Raw genomic sequence first — 22,150 nt, 5'->3', positions numbered from 1 at the left:
TGGTCTCAGTCGACCCGGCCGGCCGCGGCGAGCAGCCGGTCGCGGAGGCCCTGGCAGAGGAGGTCGCGCGCTCCCTGCAGCACCGCGTCGTCGACCTCGCTCGCCGCGACCCGGGTGTGCCACGGCGTGGAGGCCGAGAGCCAGTGCGCGACGAGGCCCGCGAGCCTGTCCCCGCCCGCGGTGGCCGGTGGCCCCGCGAGCACGAGGAGGCCGGGGTCGAGCGTCGCGAGCACGGGCGCGACCGACAGCGCGATGCGGCGGGCGAGGGTGTTGAGCTTCTCGTCGTCCGCGACGACCGCAGCCGTCGCAGCGGCGTCGTCGAGCGCGGCCGTCCCCGGCGTACCGCGGGCTGCGAGCTCGCGTACCGCCTCGAGGCTGAGCAGGTGGTGGAGCGTGGCCGGCTCGACCGGGTCGGTGAGCTGGATCTCGGCCGGCACCGGCAGGTAGCCGATCTCGCCCGCGGCGCCGGCGACGCCCTGGACGACGATGCCCGCGAGGTCGACCGCGAGGCCGACACCCGGCCCCGACCAGAGCTCGACGAAGCCCGGGGTGCCGCGGCCCGCACCGTGCTCGCGCTCCGCGACGGCCGCGAGCTTCACGTCGTTGTCGAGCTGGACGTCGCACCCGAGCGCGTCGGCGAGCGCGCGCCGTACGCCCGACGCCGGCCAGCCGGGGAAGTCGTCGGCGAACCGCAGCGCGTCGGTGACCGGGTCGACCGAGGCCGACACGCCGACCACGGCGAGGTCGAGGCCGTCGCGGGGAACGCCGGCGGACCGGCAGGCGGCGGTGACGACCTCCGCGAGCTCACCGACGCCGGCAGCCAGCTCGCGGGGGCGCCGCACCGTGCCGAGCTCGGTGCCCTTGACGTCGAGGACCGTCGCGGCGACCGCGTCCTGGTCGACGGCGACGGCGACGCCGACGTGGCCGGTGTCGACCGCGTCGTACGCCGAGGCGTCGGGGCCGCGCCCGGCCGAGACGCGCGCGACGGGGGCGATGATGCCCTTGTTCTCGAGTCGCGTCACCGCCTGCGCAGCGGTCTGCTTCGACAGCCCGCTGAGCGTGCTGATGCGGGCACGGGTCAGGGGGCCGTGCTCGAGCATGAGCTCGACGACACGGCGGTCGTTGAGCGCGCCCACCAGGGCGGGGCCGGAGGGACCGGGCATCACGGACCTCGCTCTCGTCGGGGGGCTGCCGGGCGGCAGCGGATGAGCAGGATGCTAGCAGGAGTCCTGTCAGTAAGGGCAGGGGCGAACGTGACCCAGCCCACAGAAGCCTCCGTACCGGTGAGTCTGCGTCGATGAGTGTCGATGAGATCTTCCCGTAACATCCCAGACCTTGGCAGGAAACGGATCTGGGTGCACACTGTCAGGAATCTTGTCCATAAGGACATGGCTCGACGCTGGAGGAAGCCGTGAGAATCACCCCCCGAGCCCGCACTCGTGTGGCGGCCGTCGCCGTCGTCGCGGGTGCGGCGACGTTCGCCCTGTCCGCCTGCGGGAGCGGCAGCGACGGCGGAGCCGACCAGAAGATCGCCTCGGCCGCACCCACCCACCTGTCCGGGACCGTGAGCCTGTGGCACTTCTTCTCCGACCGCGAGGCCAAGGTCATCCAGGGAGTCGTCGACGACTTCGAGAAGGCCAACCCCGACGTCAAGGTCGTCGTGCACTCCGGGCAGGACGACGAGAAGCTCCGCAAGGCGATCGCGGCCGGCAACGACGTCGACGTCGCGATCTCCTACTCGACCGACATCGTCGGGAACTTCTGCCAGTCGGGCGCCTTCCAGGACCTCGCCAAGTACATCGCGCGCGACAAGGTCGACATCGGCCAGCTGCTCCCCACCGCCCGCAACTACACCGAGTTCGACGGCAAGCGGTGCGCGATGCCCGTCCTGGCCGACACCTACGGCCTCTACTACAACAAGGCCCTGCTCTCGAAGGCGGGCATCGACGCGCCGCCGAAGACGCTCGACGAGCTCGAGTCCGACGCGCTCAAGCTCACCACCTACAACTCCGACGGCTCCATCAAGACGCTCGGGTTCAACCCGTGGATGGGCTACCAGGAGATGGCGCCCGCCCACCTCGCCTCCGCGACCGGCGCGAAGTGGCTCGACGACGACGGCAAGTCCGTCGTCGGCTCCGACCCGGGCTGGAAGGAGCTGATCGAGTGGCAGAAGTCGTTCGCCGAGAAGATCGGCATCGACAAGCTGAAGAAGTTCACCGCGGCGAGCGCCGACGAGTTCTCCGCGCAGAACGACTTCGAGATCGGTCGCGTCGCGATGAACCTCGACGGCGAGTGGCGCGTCGCGTTCATGAAGGACCAGGCGCCCAAGGTCGACTACGGGACGGTGCCGTTCCCGACCGCGGCCGACCACACGGACCTCTACGGCGGCGGGTACATCACCGGCAACATCGGCGGGATCGCCAAGGGCTCCAAGAACCCGGAGCTCGCCTGGGCCCTCCTCAAGTACCTCACCGCCGACACGTCGGCCGTCGTCAAGCTGGCGAACGGCCTGCAGAACGTGCCGACGATCTCGTCCGCGTTCGACTCCCCGGACCTGGTCCGCGACCCGCACTTCGAGACGTTCCTCAAGATCGCGCAGGACAAGAACAGCCTGACGACGCCGCCGAGCCCGAACGGAGCGGGCTACCAGCTCGCGTTCGCCGACTGGTGGCAGAAGTACCAGACGACGCCCGGCACGAGCGACCTCGACGCGCAGCTGAAGAAGGTGGACGACCAGATCAACGCCGCCGCCTCCCTCAACTCGGTGCCCTGAGCGGGACGACGTCAGCCATGACCACGCTCACTGAAACCCGCCCGGCCGGGGTGCCCCGCACCCCGGCCGGGGGGCCGGCCACCCGCCGGCGTTCGGGCCTGCGGCGGCACCGGCAGCGGGTCGCCCTGCTGCTCGTGTCCCCGGCGCTGCTCGGCCTCCTCATCTTCTTCGTGTACCCGCTGGTCGCGACCGTCTTCTACTCGTTCACGCACTACGACCTCGTGTCGTCGCCGCGGTGGGTGGGGCTCGCGAACTACAAGTACCTCTTCACGCAGGACCCCAGCGTCGTGCAGGCGGCGCGGAACACGCTCTGGTTCGTCGTCTTCATGGTGCCGATCCGGATCGTCTGCGCGGCCGCCGTCGCGGCGCTGCTCACGCGCCCGCGGCGCACCACCGGCGTGTTCCGCACGATCTTCTACCTGCCCGCGCTCGTGCCGCCGGTGGCGTCCGTGCTCGCGTTCGTCTACCTGTTCAACCCGGGCCTCGGACCCGTCAACCGGATCCTCAAGGTGTTCGGCATCGAGGGGCCGCTGTGGTTCAACGACCCGCACTGGGCCAAGCCGTCGCTCCTCCTGCTGGCCATCTGGATGATGGGCGACGTCATGATCATCATCCTGGCCGCCCTGCTCGACGTGCCGCGCGACCAGTACGAGGCGGCCTCGATCGACGGTGCCAAGGGGTACCAGAAGGCCTGGTTCATCACGATCCCGAACCTGCGGCCCGTCATCGTCTTCTCCGTCGTCACGGGGGTGATCGCAGCGCTGCAGTACTTCACCGAGGCTGCCGTCGCGGCCGGGGTGGCGTCAGGCAAGGCGCTCGTCGGCGAAGGGACGGGTGCGGGTCTCGGCTACCCCGAGGGGTCGACGCTCACCTACCCGCAGTGGCTCTACGTCGAGGGCTTCAGCAACTACGCGCTCGGCTACGCCTCGGCGCTCGCCGTGGTGCTGTTCGTCGTCGCGGGCGGGTTCGTGGTGTTCCTGCTCCGCCGGACCAAGGCCTTCACCGGGAGCGGATCATGACGCAGCTCGACGCCACCCTCGACGTCACCGCCGGTGCCCGCGCGGCCGGGACACCCCAGCCCGCCCGCGAGCGCCGCCGTCGTCAGCCGGTCCTGCTGTGGGTCGCGGAGCACGTCGTGCTCGTCGCGCTCGCGGTGCTCTTCGTCGCCCCCGTCGTCTTCGTGTTCCTCACCTCGGTGATGAACAACGACCAGGCGCTCACCTCGAGCCTGTGGCCGGACCACTGGGCGTGGAGCAACTACGTCCACGTGTTCGACGTCGCGCCGCTCGCCGCGTGGTTCGGGAACTCGGCCATGTACGCGGTCCTCGCGACGGCGTTCATGCTCGTCTCGTCGGTGCCCGCCGCGTACGCGCTGGCCAGGATCGAGTTCCGTGGTGCGAACCTGATCTTCCTCGCCATCATCGTCGCCATGCTGCTGCCGCCGCAGGTCGTCACGATCCCGCAGTACGTCATGTGGACCAAGCTCCATCTCACCGGGACCCTCTGGCCGCTGATCCTGCCGAACCTCCTGGGTGACGCCTTCTCGATCTTCCTGCTCCGCCAGTTCTTCCTCACGATCCCGAACGAGTACGCGGAGGCGGCACGGATCGACGGCGCGGGTGAGCTCCGGGTGATCTGGAAGGTCGTCCTGCCCATGGCGAAGCCGGGCATCGCCGCGACCGCGATGTTCCTGTTCTTCCACTCGTGGAACGACTACTACGGACCGCTGCTCTACACCTCGGAGTCCGACCCGGCGCACTGGCCGGTGGCCCTCGGCATGGCGACCTTCAAGGGCGCGCACTCCGTCGACTGGTCGACGACGATGGCCCTCACGATGCTGGTGATGGTGCCGGTCGTGGTGCTCTTCTTCTTCGCGCAGCGCGCTTTCGTGGAGGGGGTGACGCTCACCGGCGTCAAGGGGTGACGGTCAGGGGTGACACCTGCGCGGCGCACGCGTGCGCCGGTCGCCCCGGACCCTGCGGCCGCTCCGTCCCGTCCGACGGGGCGGCCGCGTGCGTCGCCCGACCGGCCGTGGGCGGGCGAGCACGGCTCAGCCGACCGCGCGCCGGACGAGCCCGGCGATCCGCTCCGCGTCGTCGTCGGTGAGCTCGGTCAGGGCGTACTCGGTGGCCCACATGCTGCCGTCGTCGAGCTGCGCGACGTCGTTGAACCCGAAGTTCGAGTACCGCGTCCTGAACTTCGACGACGGCTTGAAGAAGCACAGCACCTTGCCGTCCTTCGCATAGGCGGGCATGCCGTAGTAGGTGCGGGGCACGAGGCCGGGCGCGGTCTCGGTGACGATGTCGTGGATGCGCTGGGCGAGCGCGCGGTCCGGCTCCGGCATCGCGGCGATCTTCTCGGCGACCGCGGCCTCGCCCTCGGCACGGTCGGTCGACGCCTTGAGCTCCTTGGCCCGCTCCTTCATCGCGTCGCGCTCGGCGGCGCTGAAACCGCTCTTGGTCTTCGTCGTGGTGGCCATGGCCGGTCCTTCCGTCGTGCCGTCGTGGGAACGAGTCCCACGCTAGGGGGCGGGCCGGGGGGACGGCTTCTCGAATCCTGACCGGTCTCGGCGTCTTCGCGTCAGCGCCCGTGCGGGTCCAGGCGGTTGAGGGTCGCGACGACGTCCGCGTAGTCCCCACGGGCCTCGCCGTAGCGCAGGAACTTCACGTTCTCGACCTGGATCTCCGTGGCGTCGGGCTGCGTCTCGAGGAGCTTCATCACCTCGTCGACGAACGCGTCGAGCGGCATCGCGAACTCGCTCTCGGCCTGGCCGGGCATCAGGTCGGTGCGGACCGACGGCGGCTCGAGCTCGACGACGTGCACGCTGGTGCCCGCGAGCTGGAGGCGCAGCGACTCGCTGAGCAGGTGGATCGCCGCCTTCGACGCGTTGTAGCTGGGCGTCGCGGCGAGCGGGGCGAACGCGAGCCCCGACGAGACGGTCATGATCGTGGCGTCGGGCCGGGACTGCAGGTGCTCGACGAAGGCCGCGATCAGGCGGATCGGGCCGAGCACGTTCGTGGTGATCGTGGCCTCGGCGGAGTCGAGGAAGCCGGCGGGCGTGCGCCAGTCCTCCACGCGCATGATGCCGGCCATCGTCACGAGCACGTCGAGGTCCGGGTGGTTCGTCAGGACCTGCTTCGCGGCGCTCCGGACGCTCTCGGGGTCGGTGGTGTCGATCCGGACGGTGTCGAGGACGGGGTGCTCGGCTCTGATCCGCTCGAGGAGGTCGGCGCGGCGCCCGCCCACGACCACGGTGTTGCCCGCGGCCTGGAGGCGGAGCGCGAGGGCGAGACCGATGCCGCTCGTCGCGCCGGGGATGAAGACGGTGTTTCCGCTGATCTGCATGCTCCGAGCCTGGGCCGGTCCGGGCACGGCTACCAGGACCCGTCGAACGGGGGATCGCGGGTCCCTGGTTCGTCGTCGCGGCGCCCGCCATGCTGGGGACATGGACCGACCCGACCGTGCCGCCCTCGCAGCGTTCCTGCGCAGCCGCCGCGAACGCCTGCAGCCGGCCGACGTGGGCCTCCTGCCCGGGCTGCGCCGTCGGGCGCCGGGGCTGCGGCGGGAGGAGGTCGCGCAGCTCGCGACCATGTCCACCGACTACTACACGCGCCTCGAGCAGCAGCGCGGACCGCAGCCGAGCACCCCGATGCTGGCGTCGCTCGCGCGGGCGTTGCGCCTCACGCCCGACGAGCGCGACTACCTGTTCCGCGTCGCGGGGCACGACGCTCCCGACCGCCTGCAGGGCACCGGGCACGTCGCGCCTGCGCTCCTGCGCGTGCTGGACCGCCTCGCCGACACGCCCGCGCTGATCCTGTCCGACCTGGGGGAGACGCTCGTCCAGAACCGGCTCGCGACCGCGCTGTACGGGGAGCCGGTGCGCACGGGCGACCTGGAGCGCAGCGAGATCTACCGCTGGTTCACCACTGACACGGCACGGCTCGTCTACCCCGCCGACGACCGCCCGCGCCAGTCGCGCGCGCTCGTCGCCTCCCTGCGCGCCGCGTACGGGAGCATGGGTCGGTCGTCGCGGGCGGGGCGCATGGTCCGCGAGCTGCAGCGGCGCAGCGCCGAGTTCGCGGAGCTGTGGGACCGGCAGGAGGTCGCGCAGCGCTTCGCCGACCACAAGGTGATCGTGCACCCCGAGGTGGGCCCGATCGCGCTCGACTGCCAGGCACTGTTCACCGAGGACCAGTCGCAGGCGCTGCTCGTCCTGACGGCGGAGCCCCGCAGCGAGGCCGAGGAGAAGCTGCGTCTGCTCGCGGTCGTGGGCGCGGAGTCCTTCGGCTGACGCGCGGGTCACGCGGCGGCCCGGGTCGCGCAGCGCCGGCACGGCGGCATGCTGGAGGCGTGGACACGAACGCCTCGGCTCCGCTGCGGAACGTCGCCATCGGGTACACGGCGAACCTGCCGGTCTCCGACCCGGGCGCGTTCGTCGAGAGGGACCTGCCCGTTCCCGAGCCGGCGCCCGGCGAGGTCGTCGTCGCCGTCGAGGCGGTGTCCGTGAACCCGGTGGACGTCAAGCAGCGCGCCCACGCCGACCCCGGAGGCTTCCGGGTGCTCGGGTACGACGCCGCGGGGACCGTCGTCGCGGTCGGCGGCGAGGGGCCGGCGGGCTCGGTCGGGTATCAGGTGGGGGACGAGGTCTGGTACGCCGGCAGCGTCGCGCGGCCGGGCAGCGACCAGCGCTACCAGGCGGTCGAGGCGAGGCTCGTCGGGCGCAAGCCGCGCACGCTCGGCTTCGCCGCCGCGGCGTCCCTCCCGCTCACCGCGCTCACGGCCTGGGAGGCCGTGTTCGACCGGCTCGGGGTGCGCGAGGACGACGAGGGAGACCTGCTGGTCGTCGGCGCGACCGGGGGAGTGGGCTCCGTCCTGCTGCAGCTCGTCCGTGCCCGGGCGCCGCGGGTGCGGACGATCGCGACGGCGTCCGGGGACGACGCCGCCCGTTGGGTGCGCGAGCTGGGTGCGGCCGAGACCGTGGACCATCACGCGGGCGACCTCGAGGAGCGGGTGCTCGCGCTCGCGCCCGACGGCGTCCGCTGGGTCTTCACGTCGCACTCCGCGGGCCAGGTGGAGACCTACGCGCGGGTGGTCGCCCCGTTCGGGGCGGTCGTCGCGATCGACGACGGCGCGCGGGACGTGGCGCCGCTCAAGGAGCGCAGCGTCGCCTGGCACTGGGAGTTCATGTTCACCGACGCGCTGCACGCCCCGAGCTCGACGCGGCAGCGCGGGATCCTCGACGCCCTCGCCGGCCTCGTGGACGCCGGCGCCGTGCGACCCACGGTCACGACCACGCTCGGGCCGCTGTCGGCCGAGACGCTGCGCGAGGCGCACCGGCTCGTGGAGACGGGGCACGTGACCGGGAAGGTCGTCGTGGCGGGTTGGCCCGGCTGAGCGCCGTCCGAACGCGGGGAACACGCCCCACACTCTTGACGTTATGTCATCGGAACGTTGCGAAAGGCGAACGTTGCGACACACGTCAGGAGGATCGATGACGCGAGCAGGACGAGTCGAGTTCGAGAACGACCTCGGTGAGACGGTGGTCTACGTCCGGCACCCCAACGGTGAAGGGCTCGTCTCCCCACGCGCGTTCGTGGACGCCTCGGCGCGCATCGCCCGCACGGCCTACGTCGAGGAGGGCGCGCGCGTCGGCGCTCGCACGAGCGTGGGTGCCGGGAGCTGGATCGACCACGACGCCACCGTGGGTGAGGACGTCGTCGTCGGCACCAACGTGCACGTCGGCCGCGGGTCGGCGATCCGCGACGGTGCGCACGTCGGCGCCGGCTCACGCCTCGGGAGGGCTGTCCGGGTCGGGCGCGAGGCCCGGGTCGCGCCCGACAGCATCCTCGCGGACGAGACGGTCGTCCGTGGGCACCGCGTGCATCGCGGGGACGACTTCGACGTCGCCGCCTGACGCCGCACCCGGCGCCACCTTCTCGTGGGGCCGAGACCCCGTTCTCGCGAAGCGGGTCCGTGCTCGCAGGGCCCGGGTCAGCCCCGCGCGTCCGGGGTCGCGAGCGCCCGCAGGGGAGTGGTCGCGAACCGGAGCGGCTCGTTGCTCCAGCCGGCCGCGAAGGTCCCGGCCGCCCGGTCGAGCACGAGCTCGAGGCGGTGCGGCGCCTCGAGGAACGCGACCTCGACCCGGAGCCGGCCGGCGCCGTCGGCGCCGCCCGACGTCGCGACCGGCACGACGCCCTCGGTGACCGTCCAGCCCGGCGTGCCGGGTGAGACCGCCGCCGCGACGTCGCCGCCGCGGTCGACGAGCGTGAGCCGCAGCCCCGCGTCCAGCCGGACCTGCGTGAGGCTCGGCTGCACGGCGCACGCCCCGCCCTCGGGGCGGAACGTCGTCCCGGCCCACGCGCCGTCGTCGGGCAGGGCGGGCAGGTCGAGCGGCGGAAGAGCCGAGGCCGCGAGGTGCGCGGCGAGCTCCCCGTCGGCCTGTGCCGGACCCGGCCCGGCGAACGCGGGGAGCAGGTGCTCCCACGCCAGGTCGAGCGTCTCCTGCATGTCCGCGGTCTGCGACGTGATCGCGACGACGGCGTCGTGCTCGGGCAGCACCAGGCAGAACTGTCCGTAGGCGCCGTCGCCGCGGAAGCCGTGGCGGGACAGCCAGTGCTGGAACCCGTAGCCCTGCTGCCAGTCGGAGTCGTCGGGGTTTGCCTCGGCCTCGCCGGGACCTCCGAACGGCCGCGGCGTCGGGACCTGCACCGACGTGGCGGCGTCGACCCACTCCTCGGGCAGGAGCTGCCGGTCGCCCCACCGGCCCCGCTGGAGGAGGAGCTGGCCCAGCCGCGCGACCGCGTCCGTCGGGGCGAAGAGCCCGGTGAAAGCGATCTGCCGGCCGCCGCGCTCCTGCCAGCCGAGCGGGCCGATCCCGAGCGGGTCGAGCAGGCGCGGCCGCAGGTAGGCAAGGAGTGAGCCGCCCGTGACCCGCTGCACGATCGCGCCCAGCGTGTACGTCGCCGGCTGGTTGTACGCGAAGACGCTGCCCGGCTCCTGGTCCGGCGGGATCCGGAGGAACGCGTGGACCGGGTCGACGTCCGGGTCGGCGAACGCCTCGTCGAACGTGTCGCGCGTGTGCCCGCTCGCCATCGACGCCACGTGCCGCACGAGCATGCGCCGGGTGCGCGCGTCGGTGATCTCGTCGTCGAGCTCCGGGAAGTACGTGAGGACGGGGGCGTCGAGCCGCACGAGCCCCTCGGCCACCGCGAGCCCTGTCGCCGCGGACGTGAAGCTCTTGCTCAGCGAGTACAGCAGGTGCCGGCGCAGCGGGGCGTAAGGCGCCCACCAGCCCTGTGCGATCAACCTGCCGTGGCGGAGCACCACGAGACCGTGGGGCTCCTGCGTGGGCGAGGCCTCGAGCGCCCGGACGAACCGGAGGATCCCGGCGGCGTCGGTGCCGGTGACGGAGGGCGTGGCGGTGGGGAGCGCGGACGCCCCCGACGGCCGGACAGCGATGTCGGAGTGCACCGGACGAGCCTAGGGCCGCTAGGTTGTCGGGGTGAACCCGAGCCCGCCGCCGGAGCGTCGCACGGACGCGCGTGCCGTCGTCGGCGTGGTCGCGGGCCTGGGGGTGCTCGTCGTGCTGGCCGTCGCGCTCCAGGGACCCGTCGCGCACGAGGGTGTGCGGTGGCTGCCGCACGTCGACCTCGGCGCGCACGACGCCCCCGTGACCGGCCGCGAGGTCACGCAGACGCTGCCCCCGCCGCCGCTCACGACGACGACGCCCGAGCGCTGGCACGTCAGCCCGTCGGTCTGGGTGGGGGTCGTCGCGGTCGTGGTCGCGGCGATAGTGCTCGCGCTCGCGTTCTGGTGGCGTCGGCACCACGACGGCCACCCGCCCGACGACGAGCCCGCCGAGGCGCCCGGTGTCCACGACGTGGTGCTCACGGAACCCGAGTCCGTCGCCGAGGAGCCCGACCTGCCGGTGCTCCGGCGCGGGTTCGACCACGCGTTCCACGTCCTCGACTCGGCGCGCGAGCCCCACGACGCGATCGTCACGGCCTGGCTCGGCATCGAGGAGGCCGCGCAGGACGCCGGGGTCGCACGCCGGCCCGCCGAGACGGCGTCCGAGCTCACGACCCGCATCCTCGGCCGCGTCACCTCCGACGACGCCGCCGTCCACGCGCTCCTCGACCTGTACCTGCGCGTGCGCTACGGCGGGTACACGGCCACGTCCGACGACGTCGCCGCGGCGCGTTCCGCCGTCGAGCGCCTCACACAGGGCTGGGACGACAGGACGCGGCGGTGGTCGCGATGACAGCCGGTCGTCCGGCCGGGCGGGCGGTCCGGCGCGTCGTCGGCGGGCCGCGCGAGCACCGCGTCCTCACGGTGGTCGTCCTGCCCGTCCTGGCCGCGCTCCTGCCCTGGTACCTCGGCGTGGACCCGTGGCACGCCCTCGCTTTCGGGGCCGTGACGCTCACGGTCGCCGTCCTGTGGCGCGGCGCCCCCGACTGGGACGACGCGATCTGGCGCCCCGGCTCGCGGCCCGCCGCGACGGGAGTGCGCGACGACGTCTCACGCCTCGCCGCCGCCGTCGGACGGGGGCGGACGGTCGAGGGGGCGCCCGCGCTGCGCCGGCTGCGGGGCGTGGCGCGCGTGCGCCTCGCCCGGCACGGCATCGACGTCGACGACCCGGCCGACGCACCGCGCGTGGCCGCGCTGCTCGGGGCCTCCGCCCCGGCGCTGCTGCGCGCCGACACGACGCGAGCGCGCCGGACCGACGTCGTCGCCTGCCTCAGCGCCCTCGAGAACCTCGACCGCACCACCTCGCCCCAGGAGCTGCCATGACCGACGCCGAACCGACCGCCCTCCCCGTCGAGGAGGTCGCCCGTCTCGCGGCGCTCGTGCGCGAGCGCGTGGCGACCGTCGTCGTCGGGATGGACGACGCCGTCGGGCTGGCGCTCGGGGCGATCCTCGCCGGCGGGCACGTCCTGTTCGAGGACGTCCCGGGCCTGGGCAAGACCCTGGCCGCGCGGTCGCTCGCGTCGGCCCTCGGGCTCGACTTCCGGCGCCTGCAGTGCACGCCCGACCTCCTGCCCTCGGACATCACGGGCTCGTTCGTGTGGGACCCGACGCGCTCGGACTTCGACTTCCGTCCGGGCCCGGTCTTCACCGGCCTGTTCCTCGCCGACGAGATCAACCGCACCGCCCCCAAGACGCAGTCCGCGCTCCTCGAGGCGATGGCCGAGGGTCAGGTCACGGTCGAGGGTCGACGGTTCGGGCTGCCGAACCCCTTCCACGTGGTCGCGACGTCCAACCCGATCGAGTTCGAGGGCACCTACGCGTTGCTCGAGGCGCAGCTCGACCGGTTCATGGTCCGGCTCGCCGTCGGGTACCCGACGGCCGAGGGCGAGGAGCAGGTGCTCCTCAACCGGGTCGCGCGGCGCACCGAGGTCGCGCACGTCGAGCCCGTGATCGACGCGGCGACCCTGCGGGCCATGCAGGCGGGCGTCGAGACCGTCCACGTCGACGCCGACGTCGCGCGCTACTGCGTCGACCTGGCCGCGGGCACGCGCGCGCACGACGCCGTCCAGGTGGGGGCCTCGCCGCGCGGGTCGCAGGGCCTCCTGCTCGTGGCCCGGTCCCGCGCCGTCATGGCCGGCCGCGGCTTCGTGACCCCGGAGGACGTCAAGGCCGTCGCGGTCCCGGTGCTCGCGCACCGGATCTCGCTGACCACCCAGGCGTGGGCGACGGGGGTGCAGCCCGTGTCCGTCGTCGAGTCCGTGGTCGCGCGCGTGCCCGTCCCGCCGACGGTCGGCCGCGAGCCCGGCAGCCACGTCCCCGCCGCGCGGGCGTGACACCGTGACCACCCCGACCGCCGTCGTCCCGGACCACGCGTCCGAGCGGGCCTCCGGGAGCACGCGGGTCGTCCCGCTCACCGGTGCCGCTGCGCTCGCGGGAGCCGTGGTCGCGGTGCTGCTCGCGGTCCTCGGTGTCGTGGTCTCCCGCGCCGACGTCGTGCTGCTCGCGCTCCCGCTCGCCGTGGCGTCCGCGTGGTCGTGGGTCTCGCGGCCGCCTGCCACGTCCGACGGCGGTCCCAGCACCGGCCTGCGCGTCCAGGTCGTGCCCGACGCCGGCGCGAGGCTCGTGCGCTACCGGATCGGCGTCGACGGCACCGGTGGCACGGACGCCGTCCACGTGCGCGTCAGCGTCCTCGGGACGACACCGCGCGACCTCGTCGTCACCCCGGGACGTGCCGCCGACCTCACGGGCGAGGCACCGATCCTGCACTCCGGGCCGCAGCTCCTGCTCCGGCTCCAGCACCGCCTGCTCGGCCAGGACGCCGCGTGGTTCACGGCGCCGGCGCGAGAGCTCGACGTCGAGCAGGTCGTCACCCCCCGGACGGTGCCCCTCGCGTCCCTGCCGCTCCCGCACCGCCTCCAGGGCATGACCGGGAACCACCAGTCGGCCCGACCGGGCGACGGCGGCGACTTCCGTGACGTGCACCCGTTCGCCCCCGGTGACCGGCTGCGCCGCATCGACTGGCGGGCCACCGCGCGGCGCGCCCGGCTCGCCGACGAGCTGTTCGTGCGGCGGACCTCGGCGCTGGCCGACGCGACCGTCGTCCTCGTCCTCGACTCGCGCGACGACGTCGGCGAGAACGTCGAGGACTGGACCGGGCACACCGCCGACGGCGAGGGCGTCACCTCGCTCGATCTCGCCCGCGAGGCCGCGGCGTCCCTCGCGACCTCGTACGCCGCCGCCGGCGACCGGGTCGGGGTCCAGGACCTCGCGTCGCAGGCACGGGTCGTGCAGCCCGGCGGCGGGGCGCGGCACCGTGACCGCGTCGTCCGGGCGGTCACGCTCAGCCGCCCCGCAGGCAGCCGTTTCGCCCGGCTCCGGGCACCGGTCGTGCCGGCCGGCGCGCTCGTGTACGTGTTCTCGACGTTCCTCGACGACGAGGCGCCTCGCATGGCGACGCTCTGGCGCGCGGGCGGGCACCGGGTGATCGCCGTCGACGTCCTGCCGACGCCGCGCACCGGCGGGCTCGAGCCGCACGAGCGCGTCGCCTTCCGGCTGGTCGCGCTCGAGCGCGAGGAGCGCATGCGGACCCTGCAGGCGTCCGGCGTCGAGCTGCTGCGCTGGCAGGAGCGCCACGGCGGGGCGGGGGAGCGGGCCGCGGCGCTGCGCACCCTCGCGCGCGCCGGACGAGGCCCGCGATGAGCCCAGGACGCACCGGTGCGCGGCCCGACGACGCGCCCCGGATCCTGCCCCCGGAGATCGGCGCGTCGTTCCCCGGCTGGTCGGCCCAGGCCGCCGTGCTCCTCGTGGGCGCCGGGCTCTCCGGACTCGTTGTGCACGGGTTCTGGCTGTTCGTCGCCGTGGTGCTCGCCGTCGTCGCGACGGCGTCGCCAAGGACGCTCGTCGCCTGGGTGCTCATGGTGTACCTCGGGGTGGCGGCGCTGACGCTGCCGCACGACGGGTGGACCTGGCGGTTCGCGCTGCTGCTGCTCGGCCTGCCCGTGCTGCACGTCGCCGCGGCGTTCTCGCTCGCGCTCCCGCCCGGCGGACGCGTGGCGACGGGCGTCCTCGTAGCGCCGGTCCGGCGGCTCGTGCTGATCCAGGTCCCCGTGCAGGCGCTCGCTGCCGTGGTTCTTCTCACACTGGCACCCGGCGGTGGGGCTCCTCACCTGCGGCCCGCCGCCGTCGTCGCCGGGGCGGCGCTGGTCGTCGGGGTCGTGCTCCTGGTCTGGCGGTGGCGCACCCCGCGCTGACCTCGCCGAGTGTGACGCCAGGCCCGCCGAGTGTGACGCCAGGCCCCGCCGAGTGTGACGTGGGGGTTCGCCGAGTGTGACGTGGCTGGGTTCGCGGGTGGGTGCGGCGAGGTGGTTCGGGCTGTCGTGCTTCGGCCCTGGGGGCCGTGCGCACTCCTTGACGCCCTTCACGCACCCACTCGCTCGACCGTCCCCTCGCCGACACGACGCGCCGCTCGCGAGGTCACGATCGGCATCGACGGGGGCTCGGGGCTGCCGATCGTGACCGTTCACCCACTTGCCCGCGTCACACTCGGCGCCCGCAGCGTCGCACTCGGCGCCCGCAGCGTCGCACTCGGCGCAAGGAGTGGACGGGCCGTCGGCGCGCTAAGGGTAGGCTTACCTCCGGCGTGCGACGGTGCCGCCGGCCCCTGAGTCCGTCCCGAGGAGCACCCCCATGTCCGTCCTGTCTTCGTCCCGCCGCGCCCGCGGCCGGCTCGCCGTCGTCGCGGCCGGTCTCGTCGCCGGGGCGCTCGCCCTCGCCGGGTGCTCGTCGTCGGACGACGGCGGCTCGTCCGAGACCACCGGCCCGACGGGCAGCGCTTCCGCGGGCGCCACCGGAGCCACCGACTCGTTCCCCGTGACGGTCACGTCCGCGCTCGGCACCGCGACCATCAAGTCCGAGCCCAAGCGCGTCGTGACCTGGGGCTGGTCGTCGCAGGACGCGGCCCTCGCGCTCGGCGTCGTGCCCGTCGCGATGCCCAAGAACACCTACGGTGGCAACGCCGACGGCGTCCTGCCGTGGGACGCCGACGCCATCAAGGAGCTCGGCGGCACCACCCCCGAGCTGCTGTCCGGCAGCGACACCGGTCAGGTTCCCTTCGAGGAGATCGTCAAGGCGAAGCCCGACGTCATCCTCGCCCCCTACTCGGGGCTCACCCAGGACGACTTCGACACGCTGAGCAAGATCGCGCCCGTCGTCGCCTACCCGGACAAGCCGTGGGCCACGAGCTGGCAGGACCAGACCACGATCATCGGCAAGGCGCTCGGCCGCTCCGCGCAGGCCGCGGACCTCGTCTCCAAGACGAACGACCTGGTCGCCGCCCTCGGCGCGAAGTACCCCGTGCTCAAGGGCAAGACGTTCGTCTACGCGGCGGCCAACGAGGCCGACAAGCTGAGCGTCTACCGGGCCTCGGACCCGCGCGTCCAGCTCCTCACCCAGCTCGGCATGGTCGTGAGCCCGAGCGTCAAGGCCCTCGACACCAAGCCCGACGACAGCTACTTCTTCCAGGTCAGCTACGAGAACCTGTCGAAGATCGACACCGACGTGCTCGTCGCCTACTTCGGCGACCAGAAGGCGGTCGACGCGTTCGTCAAGGACCCGCTGGTCGCGGCGATGCCGTCGGTGAAGTCCGGGGCCTTCGCCCCGATCGTCGGCGAGTCGTTCGTGATGGCGTCGAGCGCGCCGACCGTGCTGTCGATCCCGTGGATGCTCAACCAGTACGTGCCCAAGCTCGCGGCCGCCGCCGAGAAGGCCGAGTAGCCGCGGCGTAGTAGCGTCCCCGCTGTGCCCACCCCTTCCACGAGCGCCCCGCCCGGCTCCGCGCCGGGCGGGGCGCCGTCGTCGGCCGCGAGCCTGACCGCACGCCGCCGCCGGCTGGTGCTCGGGCTGCTGGTGTGCGCGGTGCTGCTGCTCGCCGCGGTCCTCGCGAGCCTCATGGTCGGGTCGAACGCGCTGTCGCCGTCCGCGGTGCTGGGCGCGCTGCGCCACTACGACCCGCACGACGAGGCGTCGCTCATCGTCGTCGACAAGCGCCTGCCGCGGACGCTCGTGGGCGTCCTCGCCGGCCTCGCGCTCGGTCTGGCGGGCACCGTGATGCAGGGCCTCACGCGCAACCCGCTCGCCGACCCCGGCCTGCTCGGCGTCAACGCGGGGGCCTCGCTCGCCGTCGTCCTCGCGATCTCGGTGGCGGGCATCTCGTCGACGGCGGGCTACGTGCCGTTCGCGTTCCTCGGTGCCGCGCTCGCGTCCGTGGTCGTGTACACGATCGGGTCGCTGGGCCGTGAGGGCGCGACACCCGTGAAGCTGGCGCTCGCGGGCGCCGCCGTGAGCGCGGCGCTCACGTCGCTCGTCACCGCCGTCCTGCTGACCAGCAACGAGGCCCTCGACCAGCTCCGGTTCTGGCAGGTGGGTGCGCTCGCGGGGCGCGGGTACGACGTCGTGTGGCAGGTGCTGCCCCCCGTCGCGGCCGGCGCCGTGGTCGCGCTCGCGCTCGGGCGCTCCCTCAACGGGCTCGCGCTCGGCGACGACGTCGCACGGGCCCTCGGCCAGCATGTCGGGCGTGTGCGCGCCGCGAGCGCCGTCGCGGTGGTGCTCCTGTGCGGGGCCGCGACCGCCGCCGCCGGGCCGATCGCGTTCGTCGGGCTCGTCGTCCCGCACGCCGCCCGTCGGCTCGTGGGGCACGACTACCGCTGGATCCTCGCCTTCTCCGCCCTGATCGCGCCGACGCTGCTGCTCGTCTGCGACGTGATCGGCCGGGTCGTCGCCTACCCGGGCGAGCTCGAGGTCGGGATCGTCACGGCCGTCGTCGGGGCGCCGGTGTTCATCGCGCTCGTGCGCCGCCGCGGGACGGTCGGCCTGTGAGCGCCGCCGCGGCGGTCGTCCCCGGCCCGACGGCGCACGTCCGGCGGGCGCGGCGTGCCCGGCAGGTGCGGGTCGGCGTCGTGCTCGCGCTGCTCGTGGCCGTCGCGTGCGGCGTGTCGCTGTGCCTCGGCGAGGCGGCCGTCGCGCCGCTGGACGTGCTGCGCGCGCTCGTCGGGCAGGCCGACGTGCTCACCCGCTTCGTGATCTTCGACCTGCGGCTCCCGCGGCTCGAGACGGGGCTCCTGGTCGGCGCGTGCCTCGGCGTGTCCGGGGGACTCCTCCAGTCCGTGGTGCGGAACCCGCTCGCCAGCCCCGACATCGTCGGCATCACCCAGGCCGCGAGCGCGGCAGGCGTGATCGGGATCGTCGGGTTCTCGCTCGGCGGGCTCGCCCTGTCCGGGCTCGTCCTCGTCGGTGCGCTCGCCGCGGCGCTGCTCGTCTACGCCCTGGCCTGGCGAGCCGGCCTGTCGGGGTACCGGTTCGTGCTCGTCGGCATCGGGGTCGCGGCCGTCGCGTCGGCGATCGTGTCGTACGTGCTGACCCGCAGTGCCGTGACCGACGTGCGCGAGGCGCTCGTCTGGCTCACCGGGAGCCTCAACGGTGCCGGGGGAGACCGGCTCTCCGTCCTCGCCGTCGCGGCCCTCGTGCTGCTGCCGCTCGCCTGGGTGCAGGGCCCGCGGCTCGCCCAGCTCGAGCTCGGCGACGACACCGCCGCCGCGCTCGGGGTCGGCGTCGAGCGCACGCGCGGGCTCGCTGTCCTGACGGCGGTGGCGCTCGCGGCCGTCGCGGTGGCCGCGGCCGGGCCCGTGACGTTCGTCGCGCTGGTCTCCGCGCCCATCGCCAGGAGACTGGTCGCGAGCGGTGCCCCCGCGCTCGTCTGCTCCGCGCTGGTCGGCGCGCTCGTCGTCGTGGTGGCCGACGGCGTCGCCCAGTTCGCGGTCCCTGGGACGATCTACCCCGTGGGCGTCGTGACCGGCATCGTCGGCGCCCCCTACCTGCTCTGGCTGCTGACCCGGACGAACCGTGCCGGACGAGGAGGCTGACGTGACCCTGCCCGACCGCCCTGCGCCGTCGGCCCCCGAGCACACCCTCGTCGCCGAGGACCTCACCCTCGGCTACGAGGGGCGCGTCGTCGTGCGCGAGCTCGGGCTGACGGTGCCGCCCGGGCGGGTGACGGCCATCGTCGGGCCCAACGCGTGCGGCAAGTCGACCCTGCTGCGCGGCCTCGCGCGGCTGCTCGCGCCCGAGGCGGGTCGCGTCCTGCTCGACGGCGAGGACGTGCGCTCGCTCGGCACGCGTGCCGTCGCGCAGGTGCTCGGGCTGCTGCCGCAGAGCCCCGTCGCCCCCGAGGGCATCACGGTCGCCGACCTCGTCGGACGAGGCCGCTACCCGCACCAGGGGTGGCTGCGTCGCTGGACGTCCGCCGACGATCTCGCCGTCGCCGAGGCGATGGAGGCCACCGGCGTCACGGACCTCGCCGCGCGACCGCTGTCCGAGCTGTCGGGCGGTCAGCGGCAGCGTGTGTGGATCGCGATGGCGCTCGCCCAGCGGACCGACCTGCTGCTCCTCGACGAGCCCACCACCTACCTCGACATCGCCCACCAGGTCGAGGTGCTGGACCTCCTTGCCGACCTCAACGCGGACCGCGGGACCACGGTCGTCATGGTCCTGCACGACCTCAACCAGGCCGTCCGGTACGCCGACCACCTCGTCGCGATGCGGGCCGGGGAGATCGTGGCCTCCGGCGCTCCGGGCGACGTCGTGACCGCCGACCTCGTGGAGCGCGTCTTCGGGCTCCGCAGCGTCGTCGTCGATGACCCGGTGACGGGGGACCCCATGGTGGTGCCCGTCGGGCGGCACCGCGCTCCCGGGCACGACGACGGCCCGCGCCCCTGACGGGACACGGGCCGCACCTGCGCGCGAGGCGGACCCTCTCAGGCCACCTCGCCGGGTCGATCAGTGGTCGAACGAGTCCTTGACCTTCTCGCCGGCCTGCTTGACGTCGGACTTGGCCTGGTCGCCCTTGCCCTCGGCTTCCTTCTCGTGGTCGCCGGTGAGCTTGCCCATGGCCTCCTTCGCCTTGCCCTGAAGGTCCTCGGCGGCGTTCTTCATCTTGTCCTCGAAACCCATGGGTCTGTCCTCTCGTCAGGGTGCGGCGGGTCGTCGTCCCGCCCGGACACCTTCGACGCTACGACGGTCCGGTGCACTACGCAGCGCGACGGCCGTGCCGACGCAGCGGGCTCGGCCCCGGCGTTTTGACGGCTGTCGTCGGTGCCGCGGAGGATGGTGGGGGCGCCGGTCGGCGCCCCACGACGTAGCAGGAGTGATGACCGTGCAGGTGCCGCCGACCGGCCTCTCGACACCGGAGCGCCGGGTCGTGTTCCTCGACGTCGACGGGACGTACCTGACCCACACGGGCGTCGCGCCGGACAGCGCGCGCCGCGCCGTCGCGGAAGCCCGCGCCGTCGGGCACCTCGTGCTCCTGTGCACGGGCCGGTCGCCGTCGGAGCTCGTGGCTCTCGACGACGGGTCGTTCGACGGCGTCGTCGCCGGGGCCGGCGCGTACGCGGCGCTCGCGGACGGCACGGTCGTGCGCCACGAGACGATCGCCCCGGAGCTCCTGGGCCGGCTGCTCGACCTGCTCGACGAGCTCGGCGCGGCGTACCTGCTCGAGACGAACGGCGGCCTGTACGGCACGCCCGACGCTCCCGCGACGTTCGAGCGGCTGCTGCGCGGCGACGAGCCCGACGTCGAGCTCGGCCCGGGGCTCACGGATCTCGTGGCACGCGTGCGGACGGGCGTCGGGATCCGGCGCGACGACGTCAACAAGGTCATGCTGCTCGACTCGCCCGTCCCGCTCGACGAGGTCCGCGCCGTCGTCGGGGACACGATGACGGTCCTGCGGTCGTCGACCGCGCGCCTCGGGCCGCGCAGCGCCGAGATCCAGACGCGCGGCGTCCACAAGGGCGTCGCCGTCGAGGCCGTCCTCAGCCACCTGGGCGTGCCGCGGGACGCGTCGGTGGGCTTCGGGGACGGCCTCAACGACGTCGAGATGCTGCGCTACGTGGGGGTGGGCGTCGCGATGGGCGGGGCGCACCCGGACGCGGTCGCCGCCGCGGACTGGACGACGGGCCGACCCGAGGAGGACGGCCTCGCCGTGGCGTTCGCGCGGCTCGGCCTCACGACGTCGGCGTGACCTCCATGGCCATGACCTCCCACGCGTGACCGTCGACGTCGGTGAACGACCGCCCGTACATCCCGCCCTCCTCCTGGGTGGGCCGGTACTCGGCACCGCCCGCGGCGACGGCGCGTCGGACGAGGGCGTCGACCTCCTCGCACGAGGCCGCCGACAGGCAGTTGACGACCTGCGTCGACCGCCGGGGGTCGCCTACGGGTGACGGCGTGAACTGCGCGAAGAACGCCGGCACGAGCAGCATCACGCAGATCGTGTCCGACACCACGACGGACGCCGCGTGCTCGTCGGTGAAGCGCTCGTCGAGCCGGAACCCGAGGTCCGTGTAGAAGCGGGTGGCAACGTCGAGGTCGGCGACGGGGAGGTTGACGAAGATCATGCGGTCCATGGGTCCTCCGGTTCCGGGTTCGTTGTCGGGGTCGACCCGCTCCGGCCGGAGAACTCATCGCGCCGGCGCGAGTCTGTTGCTCCGCTCGACCGTCGTCGACCGTGTCGGTCGCCCCGCGTACCGTCGGGACATGACGACGACGCCAGCACGGCCCGCGGCCCCGGTCGCCGAGGGCGCCCTGTCGGACGAGCGCTTCGAGGAGCTCGTGGCTCCGCTGCGCCGCGAGATCTTCGCGCACTGCTACCGCATGACCGGTTCGGTCCAGGACGCGGAGGACCTCGTCCAGGAGACGTACCTGCGGGCGTGGCGCGCGATGCACACGTTCGAGCACCGGTCCTCGCTGCGCACGTGGCTGTACCGGATCGCGACCAACACGTGCCTGACCCACCTCGAGTCCCGCAAGCGCCGGCCCCTGCCGACCGGTCTCGGCCAGCCGGCCGCCGACCCGGCCCGCGAGCCGCAGCCCGACCACGACCGCACCTGGCTGGAGCCGCTTCCGGACGCGCTCGTCTGGGGCACCGAGCCCGCCGACCCGGCCACCGAGACGGTGACCCGCGACAACGTCCGGCTCGCGTTCGTCACGGCGTTGCAGCACCTGACCGCCCAGCAGCGCGCGGTCCTGCTGCTGCGCGAGGTGCTCCAGTGCAGCGCCGCCGAGACCGCCGAGGCGCTCGGGCTCACGGTCGCGGGCGTGAACTCCACGCTGCAGCGGGCGCGTGCTCAGGTGGCTCGCCTCGGCGAGGAGGCGGCCGACGCCCCCGCCCCGGATCTCGACGACCCGCGCACCCGCGAGCGGCTCGCGGCGTACGTCGCAGCGTTCGAGAGCTACGACATCCCGGGGATCGTGCGGCTCCTGGCGGACGACGTGGTCTGGGAGATGCCGCCGTTCCCGGAGTGGTACGAGGGCCCCACGCAGATCGGCACGCTCATCGGCACCTGGTGCCCGGCGAGCCGGGCAGGCGACATGCGGCTCGTGGCCGCGGGAACGGCGAACGGGCTGCCCGTGTACGGGCTCTACATGCGGGGCGAGGACGGCGTGCACCGCGCGTTCCACGTCCAGCAGGTTCAGCTCCGGCCCGACGGCGTCACGCACGTCGTCGCGTACTTCGACACCGCGCTGTTCGCTGCGTTCGGGCTCCCGGAGACCTGGCACCGGGATGATTCCCGAAGTGCTACGGTGTAGAACATGACGACGGTGGGGATCCGGGCACTCAAGCAGAATGCCTCCGCGGTCATTGCTCAGGTCGAGCGAGGGGAGACGGTTACGGTCACGGATCGGGGGCGACGGGTCGCCCAGATCGTGCCTCTGCGTTCGAGCCTCCTCGACGAGCTCGTCGCGTCGGGCGAGGCGCGTCCGGCGCGGACGGACTTCCGTCAGCTGGGGCTGCCGTCGGCCACGGGGGACCTGAGCGGCGAGATCCTCGCGGCCCGCGACGACGAGCGCTACTGAGGCCGG

At 73.7% G+C, this 22,150-nt stretch carries 24 protein-coding genes; 18 read left to right on the top strand and 6 right to left on the bottom strand.

Annotation, left to right across the window (positions count from 1 at the left end; translation table 11 throughout):
* Positions 1-5: 5 nt before the first annotated feature.
* On the bottom strand, positions 6-1,163 hold the full coding sequence (locus KDY119_RS11370) for an ROK family transcriptional regulator (RefSeq protein ID WP_036949538.1): 1,158 nt from the start codon (positions 1,161-1,163) through the stop codon (positions 6-8).
* Positions 1,164-1,411: 248 nt separating this feature from the next.
* Between KDY119_RS11370 and KDY119_RS11365 the strand changes: the two genes are divergently transcribed.
* Genes KDY119_RS11365 through KDY119_RS11355 form a run of 3 tightly spaced genes read left to right on the top strand, consistent with a single transcriptional unit; the run spans position 1,412 to position 4,697 of the window.
* Positions 1,412-2,773 carry an ABC transporter substrate-binding protein gene (locus KDY119_RS11365; RefSeq protein ID WP_227994315.1) on the top strand — a complete coding sequence of 454 codons (1,362 nt, stop codon included), beginning with the start codon at positions 1,412-1,414 and terminating at the stop codon, positions 2,771-2,773.
* A gap of 17 nt (positions 2,774-2,790) precedes the next feature.
* On the top strand, positions 2,791-3,792 hold the full coding sequence (locus KDY119_RS11360; RefSeq protein ID WP_083890782.1) for a carbohydrate ABC transporter permease: 1,002 nt from the start codon (positions 2,791-2,793) through the stop codon (positions 3,790-3,792).
* A complete protein-coding gene (locus KDY119_RS11355) occupies positions 3,789-4,697 on the top strand; it encodes a carbohydrate ABC transporter permease (protein ID WP_036949542.1) in 909 nt (302 codons plus the stop codon). The genes KDY119_RS11360 and KDY119_RS11355 overlap by 4 nt, the downstream gene beginning before the upstream one ends.
* A 126-nt stretch (positions 4,698-4,823) precedes the next feature.
* Here the strand turns inward: KDY119_RS11355 and KDY119_RS11350 are convergent, their stop codons facing one another.
* On the bottom strand, positions 4,824-5,252 hold the full coding sequence (locus KDY119_RS11350; protein ID WP_036949544.1) for an iron chaperone: 429 nt from the start codon (positions 5,250-5,252) through the stop codon (positions 4,824-4,826).
* 101 nt (positions 5,253-5,353) lie between these two features.
* Entirely contained in the window at positions 5,354-6,118 is a 765-nt protein-coding gene (locus KDY119_RS11345; RefSeq protein WP_036949546.1) for an SDR family oxidoreductase, read from the bottom strand.
* A gap of 100 nt (positions 6,119-6,218) precedes the next feature.
* On the opposite strand from KDY119_RS11345, the gene KDY119_RS11340 reads away from it, so the two are divergent.
* The 3 genes from KDY119_RS11340 to KDY119_RS11330 all read left to right on the top strand — a co-directional run bounded on the left by KDY119_RS11340 (position 6,219) and on the right by KDY119_RS11330 (position 8,687).
* Entirely contained in the window at positions 6,219-7,064 is an 846-nt protein-coding gene (locus tag KDY119_RS11340; protein ID WP_036949548.1) for a helix-turn-helix transcriptional regulator, read from the top strand.
* Between the two features lie 59 nt (positions 7,065-7,123).
* Entirely contained in the window at positions 7,124-8,167 is a 1,044-nt protein-coding gene (locus KDY119_RS11335; protein WP_085998013.1) for a zinc-binding alcohol dehydrogenase family protein, read from the top strand.
* Between the two features lie 97 nt (positions 8,168-8,264).
* Positions 8,265-8,687 carry a hypothetical protein gene (locus tag KDY119_RS11330; RefSeq protein WP_051136467.1) on the top strand — a complete coding sequence of 141 codons (423 nt, stop codon included), beginning with the start codon at positions 8,265-8,267 and terminating at the stop codon, positions 8,685-8,687.
* A 77-nt stretch (positions 8,688-8,764) separates the two neighbouring features.
* Here KDY119_RS11330 and KDY119_RS11325 read toward each other — a convergent pair whose 3' ends face one another.
* Positions 8,765-10,243 carry a serine hydrolase domain-containing protein gene (locus tag KDY119_RS11325; RefSeq protein WP_227994314.1) on the bottom strand — a complete coding sequence of 493 codons (1,479 nt, stop codon included), beginning with the start codon at positions 10,241-10,243 and terminating at the stop codon, positions 8,765-8,767.
* Between the two features lie 31 nt (positions 10,244-10,274).
* Between KDY119_RS11325 and KDY119_RS11320 the strand changes: the two genes are divergently transcribed.
* The 9 genes from KDY119_RS11320 (at position 10,275) to KDY119_RS11280 (ending at position 19,009) form a co-directional block, all read left to right on the top strand.
* A complete protein-coding gene (locus KDY119_RS11320) occupies positions 10,275-11,033 on the top strand; it encodes a DUF4129 domain-containing protein (RefSeq protein ID WP_153022324.1) in 759 nt (252 codons plus the stop codon).
* A complete protein-coding gene (locus KDY119_RS11315; protein ID WP_153022323.1) occupies positions 11,021-11,563 on the top strand; it encodes a hypothetical protein in 543 nt (180 codons plus the stop codon). Before KDY119_RS11320 ends, KDY119_RS11315 begins: the two co-directional genes overlap by 13 nt.
* Positions 11,560-12,573, top strand: coding sequence for an AAA family ATPase (locus KDY119_RS11310; RefSeq protein WP_036949550.1), 1,014 nt, complete (start codon positions 11,560-11,562; stop codon positions 12,571-12,573). Before KDY119_RS11315 ends, KDY119_RS11310 begins: the two co-directional genes overlap by 4 nt.
* Before the next feature lie 4 nt (positions 12,574-12,577).
* Positions 12,578-13,939, top strand: coding sequence for a DUF58 domain-containing protein (locus KDY119_RS11305; RefSeq protein ID WP_153022322.1), 1,362 nt, complete (start codon positions 12,578-12,580; stop codon positions 13,937-13,939).
* Positions 13,936-14,490 carry a hypothetical protein gene (locus KDY119_RS11300; RefSeq protein ID WP_036949552.1) on the top strand — a complete coding sequence of 185 codons (555 nt, stop codon included), beginning with the start codon at positions 13,936-13,938 and terminating at the stop codon, positions 14,488-14,490. Before KDY119_RS11305 ends, KDY119_RS11300 begins: the two co-directional genes overlap by 4 nt.
* A gap of 436 nt (positions 14,491-14,926) precedes the next feature.
* A complete protein-coding gene (locus KDY119_RS11295) occupies positions 14,927-16,012 on the top strand; it encodes an iron-siderophore ABC transporter substrate-binding protein (protein WP_036949555.1) in 1,086 nt (361 codons plus the stop codon).
* 24 nt (positions 16,013-16,036) lie between these two features.
* Positions 16,037-17,113: a FecCD family ABC transporter permease gene (locus KDY119_RS11290; RefSeq protein WP_083890784.1), complete on the top strand. Its 1,077-nt coding sequence runs from the start codon at positions 16,037-16,039 to the stop codon at positions 17,111-17,113.
* Positions 17,110-18,156, top strand: coding sequence for a FecCD family ABC transporter permease (locus tag KDY119_RS11285; RefSeq protein WP_153022321.1), 1,047 nt, complete (start codon positions 17,110-17,112; stop codon positions 18,154-18,156). Before KDY119_RS11290 ends, KDY119_RS11285 begins: the two co-directional genes overlap by 4 nt.
* A 7-nt stretch (positions 18,157-18,163) precedes the next feature.
* Positions 18,164-19,009 carry an ABC transporter ATP-binding protein gene (locus KDY119_RS11280; RefSeq protein WP_036950592.1) on the top strand — a complete coding sequence of 282 codons (846 nt, stop codon included), beginning with the start codon at positions 18,164-18,166 and terminating at the stop codon, positions 19,007-19,009.
* Between the two features lie 60 nt (positions 19,010-19,069).
* Here the strand turns inward: KDY119_RS11280 and KDY119_RS11275 are convergent, their stop codons facing one another.
* Complete coding sequence (locus KDY119_RS11275; protein ID WP_083890785.1) at positions 19,070-19,243, bottom strand: CsbD family protein; 174 nt, start codon at positions 19,241-19,243, stop codon at positions 19,070-19,072.
* Between the two features lie 196 nt (positions 19,244-19,439).
* Here KDY119_RS11275 and KDY119_RS11270 point away from each other — a divergent pair, with 196 nt between their 5' ends.
* Positions 19,440-20,309, top strand: coding sequence for an HAD family hydrolase (locus tag KDY119_RS11270; protein WP_036949560.1), 870 nt, complete (start codon positions 19,440-19,442; stop codon positions 20,307-20,309).
* Here the strand turns inward: KDY119_RS11270 and KDY119_RS11265 are convergent.
* Positions 20,293-20,694 (bottom strand): VOC family protein, encoded by a 402-nt coding sequence (locus KDY119_RS11265; RefSeq protein ID WP_036949561.1) that lies wholly within the window; start codon positions 20,692-20,694, stop codon positions 20,293-20,295. The two genes, KDY119_RS11270 and KDY119_RS11265, sit on opposite strands and share 17 nt — an antisense overlap.
* 130 nt (positions 20,695-20,824) lie before the next feature.
* Between KDY119_RS11265 and KDY119_RS11260 the strand changes: the two genes are divergently transcribed.
* Both KDY119_RS11260 and KDY119_RS11255 read left to right on the top strand, forming a co-directional pair.
* Entirely contained in the window at positions 20,825-21,877 is a 1,053-nt protein-coding gene (locus KDY119_RS11260) for a sigma-70 family RNA polymerase sigma factor (protein WP_153022320.1), read from the top strand.
* Between the two features lie 3 nt (positions 21,878-21,880).
* Positions 21,881-22,144 carry a type II toxin-antitoxin system Phd/YefM family antitoxin gene (locus tag KDY119_RS11255; protein ID WP_036949562.1) on the top strand — a complete coding sequence of 88 codons (264 nt, stop codon included), beginning with the start codon at positions 21,881-21,883 and terminating at the stop codon, positions 22,142-22,144.
* The last annotated feature ends 6 nt before the right edge of the window (positions 22,145-22,150 follow it).

The sequence above is a fragment of the Luteimicrobium xylanilyticum genome, assembly GCF_009429125.1.
Taxonomy (GTDB): Bacteria; Actinomycetota; Actinomycetes; order Actinomycetales; family Cellulomonadaceae; genus Luteimicrobium; species Luteimicrobium xylanilyticum.
Note: the sequence above shows the minus strand (reverse complement) of the source record. Positions and strands in the feature narration are given on the sequence as shown.

Excerpts from the sequence above, each read along its gene's own strand:
- KDY119_RS11260 (WP_153022320.1), top strand. The coding sequence starts at position 20,825 with ATGACGACGACGCCAGCACGGCCCGCGGCCCCGGTCGCCGAGGGCGCC.
- KDY119_RS11330 (WP_051136467.1), top strand. The coding sequence starts at position 8,265 with ATGACGCGAGCAGGACGAGTCGAGTTCGAGAACGACCTCGGTGAGACG.
- KDY119_RS11300 (WP_036949552.1), top strand. The coding sequence starts at position 13,936 with ATGAGCCCAGGACGCACCGGTGCGCGGCCCGACGACGCGCCCCGGATC.
- KDY119_RS11265 (WP_036949561.1), bottom strand. The coding sequence starts at position 20,694 with ATGGACCGCATGATCTTCGTCAACCTCCCCGTCGCCGACCTCGACGTT.
- KDY119_RS11310 (WP_036949550.1), top strand. The coding sequence starts at position 11,560 with ATGACCGACGCCGAACCGACCGCCCTCCCCGTCGAGGAGGTCGCCCGT.
- KDY119_RS11255 (WP_036949562.1), top strand. The coding sequence starts at position 21,881 with ATGACGACGGTGGGGATCCGGGCACTCAAGCAGAATGCCTCCGCGGTC.
- KDY119_RS11295 (WP_036949555.1), top strand. The coding sequence starts at position 14,927 with ATGTCCGTCCTGTCTTCGTCCCGCCGCGCCCGCGGCCGGCTCGCCGTC.
- KDY119_RS11355 (WP_036949542.1), top strand. The coding sequence starts at position 3,789 with ATGACGCAGCTCGACGCCACCCTCGACGTCACCGCCGGTGCCCGCGCG.
- KDY119_RS11370 (WP_036949538.1), bottom strand. The coding sequence starts at position 1,163 with ATGCCCGGTCCCTCCGGCCCCGCCCTGGTGGGCGCGCTCAACGACCGC.
- KDY119_RS11340 (WP_036949548.1), top strand. The coding sequence starts at position 6,219 with ATGGACCGACCCGACCGTGCCGCCCTCGCAGCGTTCCTGCGCAGCCGC.
- KDY119_RS11360 (WP_083890782.1), top strand. The coding sequence starts at position 2,791 with ATGACCACGCTCACTGAAACCCGCCCGGCCGGGGTGCCCCGCACCCCG.
- KDY119_RS11270 (WP_036949560.1), top strand. The coding sequence starts at position 19,440 with ATGACCGTGCAGGTGCCGCCGACCGGCCTCTCGACACCGGAGCGCCGG.
- KDY119_RS11275 (WP_083890785.1), bottom strand. The coding sequence starts at position 19,243 with ATGGGTTTCGAGGACAAGATGAAGAACGCCGCCGAGGACCTTCAGGGC.
- KDY119_RS11345 (WP_036949546.1), bottom strand. The coding sequence starts at position 6,118 with ATGCAGATCAGCGGAAACACCGTCTTCATCCCCGGCGCGACGAGCGGC.
- KDY119_RS11350 (WP_036949544.1), bottom strand. The coding sequence starts at position 5,252 with ATGGCCACCACGACGAAGACCAAGAGCGGTTTCAGCGCCGCCGAGCGC.